At 73.4% G+C, this 20,370-nt stretch carries 26 protein-coding genes; 17 read left to right on the top strand and 9 right to left on the bottom strand.

Annotated features, from left to right (window positions below; genetic code table 11):
* Positions 1-32 precede the first annotated feature (32 nt).
* Together VA596_RS26740 and VA596_RS26745 are read right to left on the bottom strand one after the other, a co-directional pair.
* Positions 33-797, bottom strand: a complete 765-nt coding sequence (locus VA596_RS26740; protein WP_323330910.1) for an SDR family NAD(P)-dependent oxidoreductase — start codon at positions 795-797, stop codon at positions 33-35.
* A gap of 9 nt (positions 798-806) precedes the next feature.
* Complete coding sequence (locus VA596_RS26745; RefSeq protein ID WP_323330911.1) at positions 807-1,535, bottom strand: SDR family NAD(P)-dependent oxidoreductase; 729 nt, start codon at positions 1,533-1,535, stop codon at positions 807-809.
* Between the two features lie 125 nt (positions 1,536-1,660).
* On the opposite strand from VA596_RS26745, the gene VA596_RS26750 reads away from it, so the two are divergent.
* The 4 genes from VA596_RS26750 to VA596_RS26765 all read left to right on the top strand — a co-directional run bounded on the left by VA596_RS26750 (position 1,661) and on the right by VA596_RS26765 (position 4,159).
* Positions 1,661-2,242 carry a carboxymuconolactone decarboxylase family protein gene (locus VA596_RS26750; protein WP_323330912.1) on the top strand — a complete coding sequence of 194 codons (582 nt, stop codon included), beginning with the start codon at positions 1,661-1,663 and terminating at the stop codon, positions 2,240-2,242.
* Complete coding sequence (locus VA596_RS26755) at positions 2,239-3,111, top strand: fumarylacetoacetate hydrolase family protein (RefSeq protein WP_323330913.1); 873 nt, start codon at positions 2,239-2,241, stop codon at positions 3,109-3,111. Before VA596_RS26750 ends, VA596_RS26755 begins: the two co-directional genes overlap by 4 nt.
* Complete coding sequence (locus VA596_RS26760) at positions 3,111-3,941, top strand: fumarylacetoacetate hydrolase family protein (RefSeq protein ID WP_323331124.1); 831 nt, start codon at positions 3,111-3,113, stop codon at positions 3,939-3,941. The genes VA596_RS26755 and VA596_RS26760 overlap by 1 nt, the downstream gene beginning before the upstream one ends.
* Positions 3,942-4,006: 65 nt before the next feature.
* A complete protein-coding gene (locus VA596_RS26765) occupies positions 4,007-4,159 on the top strand; it encodes an MmyB family transcriptional regulator (protein ID WP_323330914.1) in 153 nt (50 codons plus the stop codon).
* Positions 4,160-4,166: 7 nt separating this feature from the next.
* Here VA596_RS26765 and VA596_RS26770 read toward each other — a convergent pair whose 3' ends face one another.
* On the bottom strand, positions 4,167-4,388 hold the full coding sequence (locus VA596_RS26770) for a hypothetical protein (RefSeq protein WP_323330915.1): 222 nt from the start codon (positions 4,386-4,388) through the stop codon (positions 4,167-4,169).
* Positions 4,389-4,475: 87 nt separating this feature from the next.
* Between VA596_RS26770 and ligD (VA596_RS26775) the strand changes: the two genes are divergently transcribed.
* From ligD (VA596_RS26775) to VA596_RS26800, 6 genes are all read left to right on the top strand, one after another.
* On the top strand, positions 4,476-5,396 hold the full coding sequence (gene ligD / locus VA596_RS26775; RefSeq protein ID WP_323331125.1) for a non-homologous end-joining DNA ligase: 921 nt from the start codon (positions 4,476-4,478) through the stop codon (positions 5,394-5,396).
* A gap of 247 nt (positions 5,397-5,643) precedes the next feature.
* Complete coding sequence (locus tag VA596_RS26780; protein ID WP_323330916.1) at positions 5,644-6,048, top strand: STAS domain-containing protein; 405 nt, start codon at positions 5,644-5,646, stop codon at positions 6,046-6,048.
* A 61-nt stretch (positions 6,049-6,109) separates the two neighbouring features.
* Positions 6,110-6,529, top strand: coding sequence for a DUF6292 family protein (locus VA596_RS26785; protein WP_323330917.1), 420 nt, complete (start codon positions 6,110-6,112; stop codon positions 6,527-6,529).
* A gap of 33 nt (positions 6,530-6,562) precedes the next feature.
* Positions 6,563-7,546: a non-homologous end-joining DNA ligase gene (ligD, locus tag VA596_RS26790; RefSeq protein ID WP_323330918.1), complete on the top strand. Its 984-nt coding sequence runs from the start codon at positions 6,563-6,565 to the stop codon at positions 7,544-7,546.
* Positions 7,547-7,586: 40 nt separating this feature from the next.
* On the top strand, positions 7,587-8,015 hold the full coding sequence (locus tag VA596_RS26795; protein WP_323330919.1) for a GyrI-like domain-containing protein: 429 nt from the start codon (positions 7,587-7,589) through the stop codon (positions 8,013-8,015).
* On the top strand, positions 8,012-8,476 hold the full coding sequence (locus VA596_RS26800; protein WP_323330920.1) for a GNAT family N-acetyltransferase: 465 nt from the start codon (positions 8,012-8,014) through the stop codon (positions 8,474-8,476). Before VA596_RS26795 ends, VA596_RS26800 begins: the two co-directional genes overlap by 4 nt.
* Position 8,477: 1 nt before the next feature.
* Here the strand turns inward: VA596_RS26800 and VA596_RS26805 are convergent, their stop codons facing one another.
* On the bottom strand, positions 8,478-8,987 hold the full coding sequence (locus tag VA596_RS26805; protein ID WP_323330921.1) for a hypothetical protein: 510 nt from the start codon (positions 8,985-8,987) through the stop codon (positions 8,478-8,480).
* A gap of 159 nt (positions 8,988-9,146) precedes the next feature.
* Here VA596_RS26805 and VA596_RS26810 point away from each other — a divergent pair, with 159 nt between their 5' ends.
* Positions 9,147-9,485 (top strand): DoxX family protein, encoded by a 339-nt coding sequence (locus VA596_RS26810; RefSeq protein ID WP_323330922.1) that lies wholly within the window; start codon positions 9,147-9,149, stop codon positions 9,483-9,485.
* Here VA596_RS26810 and VA596_RS26815 read toward each other — a convergent pair whose 3' ends face one another.
* Together VA596_RS26815 and VA596_RS26820 are read right to left on the bottom strand one after the other, a co-directional pair.
* Positions 9,486-10,310 (bottom strand): alpha/beta fold hydrolase, encoded by an 825-nt coding sequence (locus tag VA596_RS26815; protein ID WP_323330923.1) that lies wholly within the window; start codon positions 10,308-10,310, stop codon positions 9,486-9,488.
* A 280-nt stretch (positions 10,311-10,590) separates the two neighbouring features.
* Positions 10,591-11,613 (bottom strand): alpha/beta hydrolase-fold protein, encoded by a 1,023-nt coding sequence (locus tag VA596_RS26820; RefSeq protein WP_323330924.1) that lies wholly within the window; start codon positions 11,611-11,613, stop codon positions 10,591-10,593.
* Between the two features lie 135 nt (positions 11,614-11,748).
* On the opposite strand from VA596_RS26820, the gene VA596_RS26825 reads away from it, so the two are divergent.
* Genes VA596_RS26825 through VA596_RS26835 form a run of 3 tightly spaced genes read left to right on the top strand, consistent with a single transcriptional unit; the run spans position 11,749 to position 13,398 of the window.
* Positions 11,749-12,429 (top strand): hypothetical protein, encoded by a 681-nt coding sequence (locus VA596_RS26825; protein ID WP_323330925.1) that lies wholly within the window; start codon positions 11,749-11,751, stop codon positions 12,427-12,429.
* Positions 12,429-12,980, top strand: a complete 552-nt coding sequence (locus VA596_RS26830; RefSeq protein ID WP_323330926.1) for a DUF6529 family protein — start codon at positions 12,429-12,431, stop codon at positions 12,978-12,980. The genes VA596_RS26825 and VA596_RS26830 overlap by 1 nt, the downstream gene beginning before the upstream one ends.
* 10 nt (positions 12,981-12,990) lie before the next feature.
* The gene (locus VA596_RS26835) at positions 12,991-13,398 is read left to right on the top strand and encodes a Rieske (2Fe-2S) protein (RefSeq protein ID WP_323330927.1); all 408 of its coding nucleotides are present in this window, start codon (positions 12,991-12,993) and stop codon (positions 13,396-13,398) included.
* On the opposite strand, the gene VA596_RS26840 is transcribed toward VA596_RS26835, so the two are convergent.
* Entirely contained in the window at positions 13,395-15,047 is a 1,653-nt protein-coding gene (locus tag VA596_RS26840; protein WP_323330928.1) for a hypothetical protein, read from the bottom strand. The two genes, VA596_RS26835 and VA596_RS26840, sit on opposite strands and share 4 nt — an antisense overlap.
* A 168-nt stretch (positions 15,048-15,215) precedes the next feature.
* Between VA596_RS26840 and VA596_RS26845 the strand changes: the two genes are divergently transcribed.
* Entirely contained in the window at positions 15,216-16,136 is a 921-nt protein-coding gene (locus VA596_RS26845; RefSeq protein ID WP_323330929.1) for a DUF3800 domain-containing protein, read from the top strand.
* Here the strand turns inward: VA596_RS26845 and VA596_RS26850 are convergent.
* Entirely contained in the window at positions 16,126-17,565 is a 1,440-nt protein-coding gene (locus VA596_RS26850) for a serine/threonine-protein kinase (RefSeq protein WP_323330930.1), read from the bottom strand. The genes VA596_RS26845 and VA596_RS26850 overlap by 11 nt on opposite strands.
* Positions 17,566-17,859: 294 nt before the next feature.
* On the opposite strand from VA596_RS26850, the gene VA596_RS26855 reads away from it, so the two are divergent.
* Positions 17,860-18,771 carry a glycoside hydrolase family 43 protein gene (locus tag VA596_RS26855; protein WP_323330931.1) on the top strand — a complete coding sequence of 304 codons (912 nt, stop codon included), beginning with the start codon at positions 17,860-17,862 and terminating at the stop codon, positions 18,769-18,771.
* Between the two features lies 1 nt (position 18,772).
* Here the strand turns inward: VA596_RS26855 and VA596_RS26860 are convergent, their stop codons facing one another.
* Positions 18,773-19,246, bottom strand: a complete 474-nt coding sequence (locus VA596_RS26860; RefSeq protein ID WP_323330932.1) for a CAP domain-containing protein — start codon at positions 19,244-19,246, stop codon at positions 18,773-18,775.
* Positions 19,247-19,482: 236 nt separating this feature from the next.
* Here VA596_RS26860 and VA596_RS26865 point away from each other — a divergent pair, with 236 nt between their 5' ends.
* Complete coding sequence (locus VA596_RS26865; protein WP_323330933.1) at positions 19,483-20,364, top strand: bifunctional helix-turn-helix transcriptional regulator/GNAT family N-acetyltransferase; 882 nt, start codon at positions 19,483-19,485, stop codon at positions 20,362-20,364.
* The last annotated feature ends 6 nt before the right edge of the window (positions 20,365-20,370 follow it).

The raw sequence follows: 20,370 nt of genomic DNA on the forward strand, positions 1-20,370 counted from the left end.
CCGTCCTCACTGACGAAATCAAGCTGACGAGATCATGCGCCGATCATGTTGTAGCCGCCGTCGGCGACCATGAAGCTGCCGGTCATGTGGCTCGCGTCGTCGGAGGCGAGGAACAGCGCCGTCCCGGCGAGCTCCTCCGGGCCGGGGATCCGGCCCAGCGGGGTGGCGTCCCGCAGCTTCTCCGCCCGGCCGGTCTTCCAGTCCTCACGCCCGAGCGTCGCTTCGGTCTCCATGAACCCCGGCGCGAACACGTTCACCCGCACGGTGGGGGCGAGGGCGTGCGCGTACGACTTGGTCAGGCCGATGATCCCGTACTTCGCCGCCGCGTACTGCGGGGCGCGGGCGCTGCCGCGCGCGACGACGGTCGAGCCGATGTTGACGATCGCGCCGCCGCCCTGGGCGAGCATCCGGTCGCCGAACTCGTGGGTGCACAGCAGCGTGCCCTTGATGTCCACGGCGAGCACGTGGTCGATCGACTCCTCGGTGATGTCCCGCCACGACATCTGCTCGCGGGCGACGTCCCCGACGTTGTTCACGGCGACGTCGACCCGGCCGAAGTGGCTCCACACCTCGTCGGCCATCCGGCGGATCTGCTCGTGCTCGGCGATGTCGGCCTGCACGAGGAACGCCTTGCGGCCCAGCGCTTCGACGCGTTCCGCGGTGCGTTCGGCGCCCTCCCGGGAGCCGCGGTAGTGCACGGCCACGTCGGCGCCCTCTTCGGCGGCGCGCACGGCGATCGCGGCGCCGAACCCGGTGCCGGCGCCGGTGACGAGGACGACCTTGTCGGTGAATCGCACGAAAACTCCTTAAACGAGGGTGCGGCCGCCGTCGGCGTACAGGACGTGTCCCGTGACGAACGCCGAGCGGTCGGAGCAGAGGAACAGGATCGGGCCGAGCAGGTCGTCCACCGTGCCGAGGCGCCCGGCGGGGACCAGCGACGTCAGCTCGTCGCGGACGCCGGGCCTGCCGAGATGGTGCCGGGTCAGCCCGGTCTCGGTGTACCCGGGGGCGACGGCGTTCACGGTGACACCGCTCGCCGCCCACTCCCGGGCCATCACCCGGGCGAGTTGGTTGACGCCGCCCTTCGTGGCGGCGTAGGGCGCGTGGTGGGGGTGCGCGAGCAGGCCGGAGACCGACGACAGGTAGACGATCCGGCCGTACCCGGCCGCCGTCATCACCGCGCCCGCAGCCTTCCCGGTCCAGAACGCGCTGCCCAGGTTGAGCGTGACGATGTCGTCCCAGACCTCGTCCGGGGTGTCGAGCACCGGGCGCCGGTCGTTGACGCCGACGGCGTGCACGAAGACGTCCAGCCCGCCCAGCAGCTCGGCCGCCCGGGCGACGCACTCCCGGCTGCCGTCGGCGGTGGTCAGGTCGGCCTGGAGCGTCTTGGTCCCGACGGCGGCCAGCCGCTCCTCGTCGACGTCGGCGACCACGACCTCGGCCCCCGCTGCGGCGAGCGCTGCGGCGACCCCGCCGCCGATCCCGCCGGCGCCGGCCACCAGGGCCTTCCGCCCGCCCAGCCCGAGCCAGTCCACCGCACGCTCCTCTTCGGTCCTTGGTCCGCACCGACGCTAGATCGAGAGGCCGGGACGGGGAACGGGCGTGCCATTGGTTGGCACGTCCGGGCACGCCGGCCGGGGCCGCTGGTGGGATGGACGGCATGAGCAGGCTGCCGCACCTCACCCCCGACGACCTCGATCCCGAGCAGCGGGCGCTGTACGACGAGATCACCGGCGGCCCCCGCGCGGCCGGTCCGCAGCGGTTTCCGCTGGTCGACGCGGCCGGCCGGCTGGCCGGGCCGTTCAACGCGATGCTCGTGGCGCCGCCGGCCGGGCAGGCGCTGCAGGCGCTCGGCGCCGCGATCCGGTACTCGACGACGCTGGGGGACCGGATCCGGGAGCTGGCCGTCCTCGCCGTCGCGGCCCGCTGGGACAGCGCGTTCGAGCGGTACGCCCACGAGCCGCACGCGCTCGCCGCCGGGCTCACCGAAGCGCAGGTCGAGGCCGTCCGCGACGGGTCGCTTCCGGACCTGGCCGACGAGACCGAACGGGCGGCGCTGCGGTTCGTGTCCGCGCTGCTGCGCGAAGAGGACGTCGACGACGTGACTTACGCCGAGGTCGTGCCAATCATTGGCAACCGGATGGCCGTCGAGCTCACGACTTTGGTGGGCTACTACGCGACGCTGGCCCTCCAGCTGCGTGTGTTCCGCGTGGCCGACCCCGCAGGAAGTGGACCCCGATGAAGCTCGTCACCTTCAACGACAACCAGGTCGGGCGCATCGCCGACGACCAGGTGCTGGAACTCGACACCGCGTCGACGCGCGAGTTCTTCGAACGCGACCGGGACGTGCCCGAGACCGGCCGGCGCTACCCCCTGGCCGACGTGCGCCTGCGCGCGCCGATCGTGCCGAAGAAGTTCTTCCACACCGCCGGGAACTTCCGCGAGCACCACGAGGACCTCGTCCGGGTGAACTGGTCGCACCCGGTGAACAAGGGGATCGTCTTCTTCCAGAACGTCGACGCGATCATCGGCCCGGAGGAGCCGATCGTCTACCCGTCGCACCTGACGTCCGAGCTGGACTACGAGCTGGAACTGGCGATCGTGCTCGGCAAGCCGGGCAAGTTCTTCAGCGCCGAGCAGGCGGCCGAGCACATCGGCGGCTACCTCGTGTTCAACGACATCACCGCGCGCGACATCCAGCGCCGCGAGATGCAGTCCGGTGTGTTTTCGTTTTCCAAGGCCATCGAGACGTTCTGCCCGATCGGCCCGTACATCGTCACTGCCGACGAGATCGAGGACCCGCACAACCTGGACATGGAGCTGCGCGTCAACGGCGACGTCCGGCAGAAGTCCAACACCGGGCGGATGTCCGTGTCGATCCCGCAGCTGATCGCCTACCACTCGCCGCAGACCTACAGCGCGGGTGACCTCATCACGACCGGCACGGTCGCGGGTGTCGCGGCCAGCACGGAGGACCCGTTCGCGAACTACCTCAAGCCCGGCGACGTCGTCGAGGCCGAGATCGAGGGCATCGGCGTGCTGCGCAACCCGGTCGTGTCCTGGGAGGACGCCCACGGCACCCCGCCGCCGGCCGCGGACCAGTGGGTCTGATGCGCCTGTCCACAGTGGACGACCGCGCCGTCCTGCTGTCCGGTGACGGTTTCGTGGACGTCGCCCTCGCGAGCGACGGCCGGTTCGGTCCCGACCCGATGGCCGTCCTCGAACACTGGACGGCGTTCCGGGTGTGGGCGGCGAACGCGCCGCTGCCGCCCGCGCAGCCCCTGGACCGTGGCCTCGACGCGCCTGTGCCACGGCCGCGCCAGGTCTTCGCGATCGCCCTGAACTACCCGCCGCACGCCGCCGAAGCGGGCTTTCAGCCGCCCGCGGATCCGCTGGTGTTCACCAAGTTCCCGACCTGCATCACCGGCCCGGACACCACGGTGGAGCTGCCCGGCGACCGCGTCGACTGGGAGGTCGAGCTGGTCGCGGTGATCGGCGTCGGCGGGCACCGGATCGCGGCCGAGGACGCGTGGGAGCACGTCGCCGGGCTGACCGTCGGGCAGGACCTGTCCGAACGCGGCGTCCAGCTGCTCGGCACCCCGCCGCAGTTCTCGCTGGGCAAGTCGTTCCCGGGTTTCGGCCCGACCGGGCCGGCCCTGGTGACCCCGGACGAGTTCCCCGACCCGGCCGACCTGCGGCTGACGACCGAGCTGAACGGAACGGTGGTCCAGAAGGCCCGGACCGGCGAGATGATCTTCGGCGTCCCGGAGCTGATCGCCCGCCTGTCGGCGATCTGCCCGCTGCTGCCGGGCGACCTGATCTTCACCGGAACCCCAGCAGGCGTGGGCAATCGGATGACCCCGCCACGTTACCTCGGCCCGGACGACGTCCTGGTCAGCCGAATCGAGGGTATCGGCGAGCTGCGCACGCGGTTCCGGTGAGAGGTCTGCCGCGGCTTGTCGTGAGTGTTTAGGAGGGTTCTAACCCTCCTAAACACTCACGACCGTTGTGGCACAGCGCGGTGGCCGGGCCGCTGTCCCTGACGTACGAGCGGCTCGGCGTGGCCGGCGACGACGAGCACGTGCTGGTCGTCTACCAGCCCGAGCCCGGGACGCCGACCGCGCAGCGCCTGGGCCTGCTCGCGGCGCCGGCGGTCTGACGCACCGCTACCTCCGGCGCCCGGCCGCCTTGGCGCGGTCGTGCGCCCACCCCGTCAGCACGATCCCGATCGCCGTCGCGACCAGGTAGCAGACCAGCGTCCCCGCGAACCCTGCATGGAGCCAGCCGAGCAGGCCGACGTTCCCGTGGTCGATCAGCAGGCGGATCGCACCCTGCGCCCCGGCCACCGTCACGACCATCCCCAGCACCTGCAGCACGTCGAACTTCATGGGTCCCCTCCCGTTGGTGATACGACTGCATCATAACCAGGAGTGACCGACGCGCTCAACCGCGGGGAGCGCGGTAGCGTGTCCGGCGTGGCGGGGAGCCGGATCACGGTGCGGGTGGGCGAGCGGCAGCTGACGCTGTCGAACCTCGAAAAGGTGCTCTACCCGAAGACCGGGTTCACCAAGGGCGAGGTGCTCGACTACTACACCCGGATCGCGCCGCTGCTGCTGCCGCACATCCGCGACCGGGCCATGACCTTCGTGCGGTTCCCCGACGGCGTCACCGGCGGCTCGTTCTTCGAGAAGGACGTCTCCCGGCACGCCCCGGACTGGGTCCGCACCGCCCGCCTCGCCGTCGGCGGCCGCGGCAAGGAGCACGAGATCGTCGCCTACCCGCTGATCAACGACCTGCCCGAGCTCGTCTGGGCGGCCAACCTCGCCGCGCTCGAGCTGCACGTCCACCAGTGGACCGTCGACGCCGACGACGAGCGGAGCACCCCGGACCGGCTGGTGTTCGACCTCGACCCCGGGCCGGGCGCGACCGTCGTCGACTGCTGCCGGGTCGCCGAGCGGCTCTACGACGTGCTCACCGAGGACGGCCTCACCCCGGTTGCGAAGACGAGCGGCTCCAAGGGCATGCAGCTCTACGCGGGCGTGGTGACCTCTGGCGGCGGCGAGACCTCGCAGTACGCGAAGGCGCTGGCCGAGCGGCTGGCCACGGAGACGCCGGACCTGGTGGTCGCGCGGATGACGAAGACCCTGCGCCCGGGCAAGATCTTCATCGACTGGAGCCAGAACAACCCGTTCAAGACCACCGTGGCGCCCTACTCGCTGCGCGGGCGCGACGAGCCGACGGTGTCGACCCCGGTCACCTGGGACGAGGTGCGCGCCTGCCGGCACGTCACGCACCTGCGGTTCACCGCGGACGAGGTCCTGGAGCGCGTCGCGGACATCGGCGACCTCTTCGCGGACCTGGAACGCACGCGCGTGCCGATTCCGGCATTCGGCTGAATTTCGGAAAACGCAATTCCCCGCTGAATGGGCTCCGGTTCCGGCCGCGGCTGCCGAACCGATCGGAAGAATTGCGGGAAACGGGCGGGACCAGGGCGATTCGATCGTCCTCTTCGGACCGGTGCACGTGCAGACGGCCGTGTCGGTGCACGCCCCGCCGGATCGGGATCTTCCCGTTGTGCACCAAGGTGGACGGACTGGGTACGGTCTACGCGTAAACCGTCAGGATGAGCCGCCGGAGCCGGTCATGAGGATCCAGAAACCACCGCGGCTTTCGCGAGCCTTCGGCCGCAGTTCGCCGGGCGCGTTGTGCGAGCCGTTCTCGGTCACCACGACGTTCGAAGGTGATCGGTGCGCGATCGTCGCCGTGGTGGGCGACATTGATCTCGCCACCGTCGGAATTCTTGTCGAATGTATTGAGACCGCGATACGGGCGGGCGGGGTGCTCGTCGTCGACCTGACGGGGGTGACGTTCTGCTCCGGCGCCGGCGTCCGCGCGCTGCACGGGCTGCGGCGCGGCGCCGAGCTGGCGGGCGTGCCCGTCGCGTGGGTGGTGCGGAGCCCGCGGATGTGGCGGTTGCTGCGGGGGACCGGCGTCGCCGGGTTCGCCTGCTACCGGGATCGCGCCGACGCGCTCGCCGCCGTCGGCTGATCGCGGTCACGACCGGCCGGGCAGGGCGCCCGGCCGGCTTCGGAGGAGGGAAAGGAAACGGGTGTCCGGCCTGATCGACGCCGATCTCGAGTTGTGGTTCCAGCGCGGCCTGCGCGCCTACCTGGGCGAGGTGGCCAGGGCGCTCGGCTTCGGCCTCGAGTCGTGCACCGTGGACGTCGACGTCCCGGTGTCGGCCTACCTCGCGGTCGACTGGCGCCTGCGGCACTTCCCGGAACGTGACGTCGCGTTGCTGTGGGACGAGGTCCACGGCTGGGCCGTCGCGGTCGAGGCCGCCTGCGGGGAGGAGATGATCGTGCTGGCCTACCTGGGCGGGGCCGACATCCTGCCGGACCCGCGGGTGATCGTCCGGTTCCTGGCCGACCTGCGCGCCGGTGACCTGGCCCCGGACGGGCCCGGTTCGCCCGTGCTGCGCCGCGCCGGCAGCCACCAGGAGCTGCTGCCCCTGCTGCCGACCGGTTAGCGCGGCGGGCGCCGATCCTCCACACTGGACGGCATGGCGGGGACGGTGCCGGACGCGGTTTCGCCGATGCTGGCCGTCGACGGGCTCCTCCCCGACGACGACCGGCACGGCTACGAGTGGAAGTGGGACGGCTTCCGCGGCTGCGTGCGCGTCGCGGCCACCGGCGAAACCCGGATCACCAGCCGCAGCGGCAGCGACCACACGCCCCGCTACCCGGAGCTGGGCGACGTCTTCGGGCCCGCGCTCGGCGGCCGGGCCGCGGTGCTGGACGGCGAGGTCGTCGCGCTGAACGCGGCCGGGCGGCCGGAGTTCGAGCTGATGCAGCGCCGCGCGATGCACGAGCCGACGCCGAAGCTGCGCGCGGAGGTCCCGGTCGTCTACTTCGCCTTCGACCTGCTGCGGATCGACGGCGAGTCGCTGCTGACCGTGCCGTACGAGCAGCGGCGCGAGCTGCTGGCCGAGCTGGTCCGCCCGGCGGACGGCCGGATCGTCGTCCCGCCCTGGTACACCCGCGCCGACATCGCGCCGGCCCAGCTGCTGGCGACCGCGGCCGAGCACGGCATCGAGGGCGTCGTCGCGAAGCGCCTGGACGCGCCGTACCTGCCCGGCGCCCGGTCGCCGCTGTGGACCAAGCGCGCGCTGACCCACACGGACGAGGTGATCGTCGGCGGCTGGCGTCCCGGCGCCGGCCGCCGCGCGGGCACCCTGGGCGCGCTCCTGCTGGGCGCGTACGACGACGAAGGCGCACTGGTCTACCTCGGCGACGTCGGCACCGGCTTCACCGACGACGCGCTCGACCACCTCAGCGCGGTGCTGGCCCCGCTGGCCCGCCCGGCGAGCCCGTTCGACACCGAGGTCCCGCGCGACCGCGCCCGCGGCGCGCACTGGGTCGAGCCGTCGCTGGTCGGCGAGGTCGTCTACCGGCGGATCACCCCGGACATGCGGCTGCGCCACACCTCCTGGCGCGGCCTGCGCCCGGACCGGACCCCGGGCGAGATCCGGATTCCGCGGTCGTGAGGGCCGGAAACCGTCGGTGCCCGGTGGTTTCATGGGGGCCATGACGACATCGGTCCTGCAGGCTCCCCCCACGCGCATCCACCGGCCGGACGTCACGGTCATGGAACAGGCGACCGCCGACGAGCTGCCCGAGATCCAGAAGCTCTGGCCCGCGTTCGAGCGGCTGGTCGGGTTGCGCGGGCGCAAGATGTACGGGCGCGCCGACGTCGAGGCCGGCACCTACACCGCCTGCACACCGGTCAAGGACGACGACCGGCCGGAGGCGTTCGGGCTGGCGACCGGCGTGCTGGCCGGCGGCTGGTACCTGCGCGGGACCCTGACCGGGGAACCACCGGCGATCTTCGAGAAGATCGGGCCCGGCATGGCCGAGCTGGAAGGCGCCGAACCCGTCGACCACGGCCGCCCGCTCGTCGAGTTCTACCGCCGCAACGACGTCATCGAGCTGTGGGTGCCGGTGTTTCCGGCGTGACCGGGCCGATGGAGCTGGTCGAGATCACCGGCGAGAACCGGGACGCCGTGTGCGCGCTGCGCGTGCGGCCCGGTCAGGAGCGGTTCGTCGCGTCGGTGGCGAGGTCGCTGGAGGACGCGGCGGCGACACCCGAAGCCGAGCCCTGGTACCGGGCCGTCTACACCGGCGGCGAGCCCGCCGGGTTCGTCATGCTCAGCTGGAACGTGCCGCCCGGGCGGTCGGGCCTCCTCGGGCCGTACTTCCTCTGGCGGCTGCTGATCGACGCGCGCCACCAGGGGCGCGGGCTGGGCCGCGCGGTGCTCGCGCACGTGGCCGGTCTCGTGCGCGCGGACGGCGGCACCGAACTGCTCACCAGCCACCACCCCGCCGACGACGGACCGGGTCCCTTCTACGAGAAGCTGGGGTTCCGTCCGACCGGCGAGATCGACCACGGTGAGGTCGTGGTGCGGCTCGTGCTGTGACTCAGCCGAGCAGGAACGCCACGTACACGCCGCCTCCCGCGGCGAGCAGGCCCACGAGGAACCCCGGCCACCGCGGGAAGGCGTAGTCGTCCACCAGGAACTCCCGCCCGAGCGCGATGAGGAGGCCGATCGAGGCGATCACGATGGTGCCGACGTCCTTGCCGACCGTGTTGCGCAGGTCCACGACCGTGTCGTTCTTGCGCACGAACACGACGTCGTCCGTCGTCTCCGACACCTGCACGACCACCTGCGTGCCCGGCTCGGTGTCGAGCGCCTCTTGTTCGTCTCCGACCTCGAAGTCGTCGGTCGCGCTGCGGACGGTGATGTAGTAGGTCGTGTACGAGGGCGCGTCCTGCGTGGCCGGGTGGTACTGCTGCCGGTGCCCGGCGATCGTGCCCTCGATGCTGTGGGTCGGCGCGTCCCGCACCGCGAGGTCCTGGAGGCCGTGGGTCAGCAGGGCGGCCGGGATGCCGAACCACAGGAGGGTGCCGACGAGCCGCAGCACGAACATCCCTCCAGCGTGCGCCCGGGCCGCGCCGCGCGGAAGGGGCCGTCCGGGCGCAACGGTGACCACGGTCACCCCGGCGGCTGTCACACGGGCGCGGTCCCCGGGGTCGAGCAGGTGACGGACCCCCGAACCCCGGGGGCCGGAAACCCTTGGGGAGCCCCGATGTCCACCGCCTACCTGATCGTCAGCATCCTCGGTGCCGCCATGGCCGGGTTCTCGGCCTGCTCGGTCTTCACCCACGCGAAGTGGGTCGTCGAGCCGCTCGCCGAGTACGGCGTGCCCCGCTCGTGGTGGCCGTGGCTCGGCACCGCCAAGGCCGCCGGCGCGGTGGGGCTCGTCGCCGGCCTGTTCGTGCCGGTGATCGGCGTCGCCGCCGGAATCGGGCTGGTGCTGTACTTCACCGGCGCCGTCATCACGGTCGCGCGGGCGAAGTCGTACGCGCACCTGGCTTTCCCGCTGATGTACATGGCGCCGGTGGTCGCCGCGCTGGTGCTGACCTGATCAGCGGTGCGCGAGCCACTCAAGGGCGTCGGCGGCGTGGTCGAGCACGGACAGGTGCCCCTCGGCTGGGTAGGCCCGGAACTCCGCGGTGGGGCAGTGCTCGGCGAGCCACGCGCCGTGCGTCGCGGGGATCAGCCGGTCGTCTTCGCCGTGCAGCACCAGCAGGGGCGCGGTGATCGACGCCGGATCGCAGCCCCACGGCGTGACGTACGCGAGGTCGTCGTCGATCAGCCCGCCGTTGCCGCCGTCCTGGGCCGCGCGGACGACGTCGTTCAGCCACGACTGCGAACCCTCGAGCGCGGCGAAGTCCGCGGCCGTGAAGATACCCGGGTCGAATGCGGCGGTGGCCTCGTGCTTTTCCTTGGCCGCACGGCCTTCGGCGGCCGCGCGCAGGGAGGCCGCGCTCGCCGCGGCCATGCCGCCGAACCAGTCGAGCCCCGCCGCGTCGAACGGCGCCATGGCGGAAACGCTCACCGCGGCGACGACCCGGCCGGGCAGGAGCGCGGCGCAGGCGAGGGCGTGCGCCCCGCCGCCCGAGTGCCCCATCACGGCGAACTCGCCGAGCCCCAGCGCATCGGCGACGGCGGTGGCGCACTCGGCGGCGTTCGCGACGTCCCGCCCGGGCACCGGCGTCGAGGTCCCGTAACCGGGCCGGTCGTAGGCCACCCACCGGACATCGGGGGACGTCCGCACGAGCGGCGCGGGCGGCGTCCCGGTGTTGGGCGTGCCGTGGTGCCACAGGACGGTGAGCCGGGCGGGCCCGCCGGTGTCGTGGACGCGCAACGTCCGGCCGTCGGGCAGCACCAGGTCGGTCTCGGTCACCATGGCCCGACCCTAGCGGCTGTACGAAACCTCAGTGGGCGGTCTGCCGCGGCTTCTCGTGAGTGGTTAGGGCGGTTCTAACCGCCTTAACCACTCACGAGCGGTACCGGCGTGGCGCGTGTGGCTTCTGGTGCGGTGGGTTGGCCTGCCGTGGCTGGGTGCCGGGCCTGCTCGACGCGGACCGGCGGTGTTCCGGTAGGTGGCCGAACGCTGGAACCGCCCTAACCACTCACGAGAACTTGCACCGGGCGGATCCGCACGTGGTCGCCCGCCGGTCCCGGGCTCAGCGGGCCAGCCGTTCCGCCAGCCAGGCCAGGGAAAGCGGGTAGCGGTAGTCGATCGCGGCGTGGCCCGCGTCGAACAGCTCGAAATGCACCCGCTCGTCCGGGACGCCCACCTTCGCCAGCTGGTCACGGAACGCCTGCGCGCCGACGTCGAGGTGGTACTCGTCGCGGGTGCCCGCGTCGATCCAGACCGCGCGCAGGGAACGGACCGCCTCCGCGTGGTCCGGCACCATCCGGACCGGGTCCCAGTCGAGCCAGCGCTGCCACGTCTCCGGCCGCAGCACGCCCGTCGCGGGGTCGAACGGCAGCTCCGGTTTGCCGTCCGAGCCGGGGGAGAAACAGGCCGAGACACCGATCAGCTGCAGCAGGTTCCCGTCCTCCGGCTTGGTGAACGCCGGGCGGGCGCGGAAGTCCGCCCACCACCGCTGGATGTCCTGGTCGTAGCCGCGCAGGGCGCGGACCGCGTCGCCGAAGTCCGGGACGTAACAGAGTTCGTACAGCGTGTCGCCGGCGTGGGTGGCCAGCGCGCCGAACAGGTCCGGGCGCAGCATCGGCGTGATCATCGCGCCGAAGCCGCCCGACGACTTGCCCGTGATGGCCCGGGATTCGCGGTCCGGGATGGTGCGGTAGTGCTCGTCGACCCACGGCACGATCTCGTCGCACAGGTACGAGTGGTACCGGCCGGTGCCCGGCGAGTCGACGAACTGCGAGCCCCCGTAAGCGGTCCACGCGTCGACGTACACCACGACGCAGGGCGGTGCGCCATTGGCGAACACGGCATCGGCCGTTTCGGGGAACGGCTGCCGGAACGGCGTCCGGTTGGCCCACATGGCCAGGTGCCCGGTGTAGCCCTGGATCACGTACACCACCGGGTACCGCTCGGCGCCGTCGTCGTAGCCCGGGGGGACGTACACCCACAGCGGCCGCTCGTGCGGGTCGCCGAGCGGATTGCCGCGCAGCAGCGCGGAGTTCACGGTGTGCCGGTCGAGCCGGCCGGCGAGAACGCCGTCCCAGGGCAGCATGGCGCCAGTCAACCACGCACCGACCAGTTGCGCGGGCTAAGCGATAGCTGTTTTCCTCGCGTAGCGTTTGAGCCGCTTCGGCCCGGCTTCCGTGTTAAGGGGCACGGTGGTGGGTCGGGAGATGCGGGGAAGACCATGAAACGTGCGGGGCCGTTGTTCACCTTGCTCGCCGGGGTCGTGCTGGCCGGCGGGATCGGGATCACCAACCTGGTGACGGGGACCGGCGCGACGCCGGTCGCCGGCGCCGCGAACGCCGCGGGCGCGCCGCCCACGACGGCACCGGCGGTGACGACATCGCCGCCCTCGACGCAGCCGGCGAAGACCGTCGACGCGCCGGCGCGGGCGGACTACGCCGGTCGTGTCGAGGGCGGCGGCGCGTCGGTCGCGGTGTCGATCCGTGACGGCCACGCGATCGCCTACGTCTGTGACGGCAAAAAGGTCGAAGCCTGGCTGCAGGGCGTGACGGCCGGCGGGAAGCTGGACCTCACGGGCCCCAAGGGCGCGAGCCTCACCGGGAGCTACGACGCCACGGCGGTGACCGGCTCGGTCACCGCGGGCGGCAAGACGTGGCGGTTCACCGCGGGACCGGCCAAGAAGCCCGCCGGGCTCTACCGGGCGGCGCCGAAGGTGCGGGGCAAGGCCTCGAAGGCCGGCTGGATCGTCCAGGCCGACGGCAGCCAGGTCGGCATCCTCACGACGGACGACCAGTCCGCCGCCGCGCCGGTGCTCGACCCGGCGGAGCGGACCGCGACGGTCGAGGGCGCCCTGGTGGTCGCCGAGCCGATCAGCGGCGTCGACGGATCGGGTGAGTTCTGATGACCGCCCCCGCGGCCGGCAACCGGGCCGGGTCCGTGCTCCTCGTGCCGCTGCTGGTCGGCGCCGTCGTGGCGGTGGCGCTCGGCGTCTACGGCAACCTGCACACCCCGACCGGGGTGGCGGTGAACGTCGCGGGCTTCTCGAGCCCGCAGTCGGTGAAGGCGTGGCTGGCCACGGTCGTCGTCGTGCTGGCGCTCGTGCAGCTCGTCACGGCCTTGGTGCTGTACGGCAAGCTCGGGCGCACCGCGCCCGCGTGGGTTTCGCCGGTGCACCGCTGGTCGGGCCGCCTGGCGTTCCTGGTGTCGATCCCGGTGGCGCTGCACTGCCTCTACGCGCTCGGGTTCCAGTCGTTCGACACCCGCGTCCTGCTGCATTCGCTGCTGGGCTGCTTCTTCTACGGCGTCTTCGTCGTGAAGATGCTGCTGCTGCGCCGCGACGGGGCGCCCGGCTGGTCGCTCCCGCTCATCGGCGGGCTCGTCTTCACCGCGCTGGTCGGGCTCTGGCTGAGCGCGTCGTTGTGGTTCTTCACCCAATCCGGCTTGACCTTCTAGGGGGACGATCGTGCGCGACGACGAAACGCTGGGCCGCCGGACGGCGCTCGCGGTGCTGGGCGCCGGGCTGGTGGCGGGCTGCAGCACCTACGGCGGCGGGACGTCCTCGCCGCAACCCGCCGCGGGCAGTGGCACCGAGCTCGGCGCGGCGGGTGACGTCCCGGTCGGCGGCGGGAAGGTGTTCGCGGACAAGCAGGTCGTGGTGACGCAGCCGGCGGCGGGCACGTTCGCCGCCTTCTCGGCGATCTGCACGCACCAGGGCTGCGCGGTCGACGCCGTCTCCGGCGGCACCATCAACTGTCCCTGCCACGGCAGCAAGTTCAAGATCGCCGACGGCTCGGTGGCGGCCGGGCCGGCGACGCAGCCCCTGGAGAAGAAGTCGGTCACGGTCACCGGCGGCAAGATCACGCTGGCCTAGGTGTAGGCCTTCGTGATCGTCGCCGGCGGGGCGGCCCCCGCCGGGACCGTCCACAGTGGAGTCGAGGTGTCCGGGTCGCCGGACAGCACGGTCCGGCCGTCGGTGCAGGTGTAGCGCGCGGGCGGGGGCGCGGCGCCGCACTGCAGGCCGCTTTCGAGGGTGAGCAGGAACGGGCTGGCCATCCCGCCGGCCGCGGGCGGTGACGGCAGGGCGCCGCTGTAGGACAGCAGCACGGCCCGGGTCGGCGCCGTCGGGCAGACGACCTGGTGCCGCGCGTTCGCCGCCGTGGCGGCGAAACACGGGTCGTACACCTTGTCGCCGGCCGTGCAGCGGTAGGCGTCGTGCCGGCCGGTCACCGCGGACACCGCCGGACAGGTGCCGGACGCGGCCGTGGTCCGGATCCCGGCGGCGACCCGCGTGCCGGTCCACGCCCGGTAGGCGACGGCCTGCGTGAACCGCCCGGTGCCGCGGCTCGCGGTCAGCGGCACCTCGACGCCGGGGCTGCCCGCGGCGTCCGCGAGCCAGGAGGTCAACGGGCCGATCCCGGCGGCCAGGAAGCTGTGCAACGCGCCCGCGTCCGCCGTGCCGCACGCCGCGAGCGCCGTCCAGGTCTCCGCCGCGACCTGGGCGAACGGCCGTTCGGCGGCGTAGTGCGCGGCGCCCGCCTCCGCCGCGCAGGCCAGCACACCCGGGTCCTGCTCGAGCTGGCCGGGCCGGTCGAGCGCCATGCCGAAGAGCCCGGCCGCGCGGTGGGCCGTCCAGGCCAGCACCAGCCCGAGGTACGGGCCGGGATCGGCCTGGCCGCGGAGGGTCGCCGGCAGCCGCGTGACGGCGACGTCGTAGGTGACACCCGCGCCGGGCCAGAGCAGGTCGTGGAACCGGGGCTGCGGGAACAGCTGGACGGCGGACGTGCTCGGCGCCGCGGTGCGGGCGGTCGGCTCCGGCCAGCCCGGCGGCACGACGAGCCGGTAGGGCACCCGCGCGTTCGACGTCAGGGTGACGCTCGCGCCGCCGCCGTTCGCGGTCACGCACGCCCGGACCGGCGACCGCGGGTCGGTGCCCGCCGTCCCGCCGACTTCGACGGTGAGGCCGGACGAACTGGCCGCGCGCCCGAGGCACGTCGCCGGCGGGTCCGCCGCGGCCTGGCCGACCCCGCGGCCGAGCGCGGCGAAGTCGAGCAGCCCGCCCCAGAAGGCGCCGTCGGGTGCCAGGTCGGCGACGATCCTGCCGCTCGCGGCGTCGTAGGTCGCGAGGGCGAGGCGCGTCCCGTTCGCGGTGACGACGACCGGTGCGAACCCGGGCGGCGGTGCGGCGGGCACCGGGATCCGCACCTGGACCGGCAGCCGCGGCCGCGCACCGGCGTCGAAGGTCAGCTCGGCGCCGCCGCCGGTCCGGCGCGCCGCCGGGGTCAGGGCACCCGGCTCCGGCGCGGCGTGGGCGGACAGCCGGGTGCCGGCCACGACGGCGTCCGGGGGCACGACGACCTCGATGTCCCCGACGCTGAGCGTGGCGCCGCCGGCCCCGGTCACCTCGGACGCGTCGCCGGCGGCCGCCAGCCGTTGCTGCACCAGCACCCCGCCGCCGCCCAGCAGCAGCGCGACCACGGCCGCCGCCAGGGCCAGCCGGGCCGGCCCGTGGTCCGTGGCCATCCGCGCCTCCCAACACCTGCTCCTCGAGTCTCCGGAGGGCGCGTGCTCGTTAGCCGTCGTCGCCCAACCGTGACCGGGACGCATTATGTGCCTCCGCTGCCCCGTGCGCGAGGCTTCGCCCAGGTAATGGGCTCGCCGCGGCCCGGCCCGTCTGGCACCATCGGGCGGGTGAACCCGGTCGAGATCGCCTGCGACGAGTCGGGTTCGGAGGGGGAGAACCTCGTCGGCGGCGAAACGGACGTCTTCGCGCACGCCGGGATCCGGATGACGCCGGACGAGGCCCGCGCCTGCGTGCGGGAGATCCGGCGCCGCATCGGCTCGCCCGCCGAGGAGTACAAGGCCAACCACCTGCTGCGCGCCAAGCACCGGCCGGTGCTCGAATGGCTGCTCGACCCGGCGGGCCCGCTCGCCGGCCGCGGCCACGTGCACCTGACCGACAAGACGTTCTTCGCCGTGCGGGCCGCCGTGACGCTGCTGGCCGAGCCCGGCACCGACGCCATGGCCCGCACGCTGCACCGCGGCGGCCGGGCGGCGTTCGGCGCCCGCTGGGACTTCTTCCTGGCGGCCTTCACCAGCGTGCTGCGGCTCAACCCGCGCCGCGGCCTGACGACGTCACCCGCCGAGTTCTTCACCCTGGTCGGCGAGCTCGCCGGGACCCCGGGCGAGGCCGGCGAGATCATGGGCCGCTTCCGCGACGGCGGCGAGCGCGTGGCCGCCTACCGGGCCCGGCTGGCCGAGGACCCGAGCGTCGTGCCGGTGCTGGATCCGCTCGTGCCCGCGGTGCTCCGCACCATCCGGCACTGGAGCGCCGGCGGCACCCCGGTCGCCGTGGTGCACGACGAGCAGCTCGCGCTGACCGCCGAGCGCGTCCTGCAGCTCAAGGCCACGCTCGGGCCCCGGCTGGCGGGGGTGCGGTTCGTCGACTCGCGGTCCGACGCCCGCGTCCAGGTCGCCGACTTCCTCGCCGGGGTCGCCCGGCGCATCGCCTCCGAGGAGCTGAACGCCCGCGGCGACACCACCCTGACCACGCTCCTTCAGTCCTTTGTGGACGCGGAGTCGGTCTGGGACGGCCCGTTCGTCAGCAGGTGACGACCGTGGCCGGCGACGTCGTGTTGTCGAGCTTCTTGACGTAGGCGGCTCCGGACCGCCGTGCGCACGCGCTCTCCTTGGCGGGGAACGGCCCGTCGTAGATGGCGTACACGTCGGCGCCGTTCACCTGCTGGCGCAGCGAGCCGCAGCCGGTGCTCGGCGTGTGCAGGTAGTGCGCGCCCGGGTGGGCGGTCAGGAACTGCTGGACGTCGGCGCGGTAGCGGGCCGGGGTGATCGCGGAGCCGAGCACCACGACGTAGGAGCCGTCGCACGCGGGGGTGCTCAGCGGGGTCGCCAGCCCGAGGTCGGCGCTGGAGACGACCGAGGTCTGCACGGTCACCTGGGTGGTCGTCACCGGCGGCGGTGCACTCGAGGTCGGTGAACTGGACGTCGGCGGCGGCGTTGTCGACGACGGCGCCGACGGGCTCGGCGTCGCCCCGGCCTGCGACGACGACTTCTCGACCACGAACCACACGCCGACGGCCACCAGGGCGAGGACCGCCACCCCGGCGACCAGCCACGGCGCCTTCGAACTCCGCGTGACCACCGTGTCGGGCGGCGGTACCGTCCGCGTCGCCTGCCGGGTCGGCGGTGCGGGGGAGGGGACCGGGCTCGTGCCGCCGAGCGCGGCCCGCGCGGCGCCGGCGAGTTCCGCGACGGTCCCGAACCGCTCCGCCGGGTCCTTCGCCATGCCGCGCGCGACGACGTCGTCGAACGCCGCGGGCAGGCCGGGCCGCAGTTCGCTCGGCCGCGGCGGCGGCTGGTGGAGGTGGGCGCCGATCAGGGCCGCGGCGGTCGTCGCCGCGAACGGCTTGCTGCCGGTCAGGCACTGGTGCAGCACGCAGGCCAGCGAATAGACGTCGACGCGGTGGTCGGCGGGCGCGTCGGTGAACCGTTCCGGCGCCATGTAGTCGAGGGTGCCGACGGCGCCGCCGGTCGCGGTCAGCTCGGTGCTGAGGCCCGCGGCGCGGGCGATGCCGAAGTCCACGAGGTAGGCGAACCCGGTCGGCCCGACGAGCACGTTCGACGGCTTGACGTCCCGGTGCACCAGGCCTTCGGCGTGCGCGGCGGCCAGTGCCTGCGCGATCTGGCCGACGACGTCGACGGCGTCGGCGGCCGGCAGCGGCCCGCCCGCGGTGAGCCGGGTGCCGAGGTCGTCGCCCTCGACCAGGCGCATGTCGAGGTAGAGCCGCCCGTCGATCTCGCCGTAGGCGTGGATCGGGATGACGTGCGGCTCCCGCAGCCGCGCCACCGCGTGCGCCTCGCGCCGGAAACGCTCCTGGAACGCCTGGTCGGCGGCGAACTCCGGGGCGAGCAGCTTCAGCGCGACGACGCGGTCGTGGCGGGTGTCGTAGGCCCGCAGGACCTCGCCCATCCCGCCGCGGGCGATCAGGGACTCCACCCGGTACGGCCCGAACTGCCAGCTCACGCGCGTTTCCTCCCCTTCGTCACCGGGCGTGAGGAGACTACGCGATCCGGGCGGTGGCGGGGCGGGTTCGATGGAAAGTGTGAGACGGCCGGGTTTGCGTCACGGGCGGTCCCCGCGGGCGCGGCCGATTGGGCCGGACGGGGGTCTCCCCGTTCCCGGCTCGGGGGACCCGGGGTACGTCCGCCCGGTCGCGGACCGTCAGCGCGGCGGCGGCCCGGAAACCGCGACGGTGGCAGGGGAACCGGCCTGCCTCGATCATGGCGGAACCGACCATCGCGGCCCGGGGAGCCGACGATGAACCTGCGAAGTCCACTGTGGACACTCTGTCTCCTGGCCGTGCTGCTGTTGCCCGCGGCGGGGCGGGGCCCGGCGCCGGATCTGCTGCTGGGCCAGGACTTCCCGGACCCCGGCGTGGTGCCGGGCGAGCAGGTCGCCTTCGCCACGGCCGGTCCCGCCGGCTCGATCCCGATGGCGTCGTCCGCGTCCGGGGCGTGGACGATCACCGGGGACGCGCTCGCCGCCCGCCCGTCCTGGGCCGCCGAGGGGACGTCGTACTGGGCGCCGGACGTTTCGCGGCGGGCCGACGGCTCGTGGCTCATGTACTTCTCGGCGACGGCGGTCGCCACCGGCTTCATGTGCGTCGGCGCCGCGGTGGCCGGCGCCGTCACCGGGCCGTACCGGCCGGCGGGCGACCGGCCGCTGGTCTGCCGGCCCGGCGACGGGAGCGACATCGACCCGCAGGCGTTCACCGACACCGGCGGCACGACCTACCTGCTGTACAAGAGCCTTCACGGCCCCGGCGGCGCGTCCACGATCTGGCTGCAGCAGGTCGATCCCGCCGGCCTGACGCTCGTCGGCGGGCGCCGGACGCTGCTGCGCGTGGACGCGCCCGCCGAGCAGGGCGTCATCGAAGCACCGTGCCTGGTGAAGACCCCCGGCGGTTACACGCTGCTGTACTCGGCCGGGAAGTTCACGGACTCCAGCTACCACACCTCGTACGCCGTCTCGGCCGCGCTGGCCGGTCCGTACCGCAAGGCCGGTGACCTGCTCACGACCGGCGGCCTGGGGTCCGCCGTGGACGGTCCCGGCGGCGCGGACGTCGCCGGGGACCGGATCTACTTCCACGGCTGGCTGCCCGGCCACCGGGCGCGCGGGCTGTACACCCTGCCGATCCACTTCGAGAGCACCCGGCCGGTGCTCGGCTGAGCTACGTCCGGGGCGTCCCGAAGTCCTGCGTCCAGTACGCCTTCTTCGCCGAATCGAGGCTGTAGCCGATGCCGATCTCGCGCAGCGAGCAGTCGAGGATGTTGGCCCGGTGCACCGGGCTGTGCATCCACGCGTCGACGACCGCGGTGGGCGTGCGCTGGCCGGCGGCGATGTTCTCGGCCCACTGCGCCCAGCGGTAGCCGGCGTCGGTGATCCGCGCCGCGGGGTTCTCGCCCTTGCGGCCGGTATGGCTGAAGTAGCGGTACTGGGCCATCTCGTCGTTGTGCGCCTGGGCGGCCACCGCGAGCTGCGGGTCGGCGGTGAGCGGCTTGCACCCGTTCTGCACCCGGTTGCTGTTGGTCAGCTGGAGGACTTGCGCGGGATAGAGGTCCGCGGGGGACGCGTACGCGGGCGTGGACACCACCGGGACGAGCGCCAGTGCCGCCGCTGCGCAGGCCACCATTTTCCGGAACATCACAACCTCCTCGATGGACGGTTCTCCGACTTCCGAGGACTGCGCACCGGGACCGGGTGACCAAACCCGCCCATGGGGCGGTTCCCGCCGGTACGGGCCGTGCCCGCGGCGGCGGATTTTCACCGGAAGCGGGCCTCGCCGACACCAGGGCGGGTGGATCTCCGGGAACCTTGCCGACGAAGAGTCGCGGCACGTGCAGGCACACGTGCGGAAGGATCGCTGACTACAGTCAGAGAATGGACCGGGACCTGGTGGACGGCGTGCGGCGGTTCAACCGGACCGTCACCCAGCGGATCGGCGCGCTCGAGGACGCGTTCCTGGCCCGCGCCCGGCCGCTCGGGCAGGCGCGCGTGCTGTGGGAGCTCGGCGAGGCCGGGCGCGACGTCCGGGAGCTGCGGGAACGGCTCGACCTCGACTCCGGCTACCTCAGCAGGCTGCTGCGCGCGCTGGAGCAGGACGGCCTCGTCCGCGTCGAGCGCAGCGGCGACGACGGCCGGGTCCGCGTCGCGCGCCCGACCGAGGCCGGGCTCGCCGAGCGCGGCACGCTGGACGAGCTTTCCGACGCCTCGGCCACCGCGATCCTCGAACCGCTGTCCGAGGGGCAGCGCACCCGGCTCGTGGCCGCGATGGCCGAGGTCGAGCGGCTCCTGACGGCGTCGGCCGTCACGGTCGACGCGCGCCTGCCCGGGCACCCGGACGCCCGGTTCTGCCTGGGGGAGTACTTCGCGGAGCTGGCCCGGCGGTTCGACGGCGGCTTCGAGCCGGAGCGCAGCAACCCCGCGGCCGACGACGAGATGACCCCGCCCGCCGGGGTGCTGCTGGTGGCCACGCTCCGCGGCGAGCCGGTCGGCTGCGGTGCGCTGAAGTTCCACGACGGCGCGCCCGCGGAGGTCAAGCGGATGTGGGTGGCGCCGTCGGCGCGCGGCCTCGGGCTCGGCCGGCGGCTGCTGGGCGAGCTGGAGGCGCACGCGGCCGCGAACGGCGTCCGCACGCTGCGGCTGGAGACGAACCGCGCGCTCGCCGAGGCGATCGGCCTGTACCGCGCGGCCGGCTACCGCGAGGTCCCGGCGTTCAACGACGAGCACTACGCCGACCACTGGTTCGAGAAGTCCACGTAGGCTGGT

The sequence above is a fragment of the Amycolatopsis heterodermiae genome, assembly GCF_034929455.1.
Taxonomy (GTDB): Bacteria; Actinomycetota; Actinomycetes; order Mycobacteriales; family Pseudonocardiaceae; genus Amycolatopsis; species Amycolatopsis heterodermiae.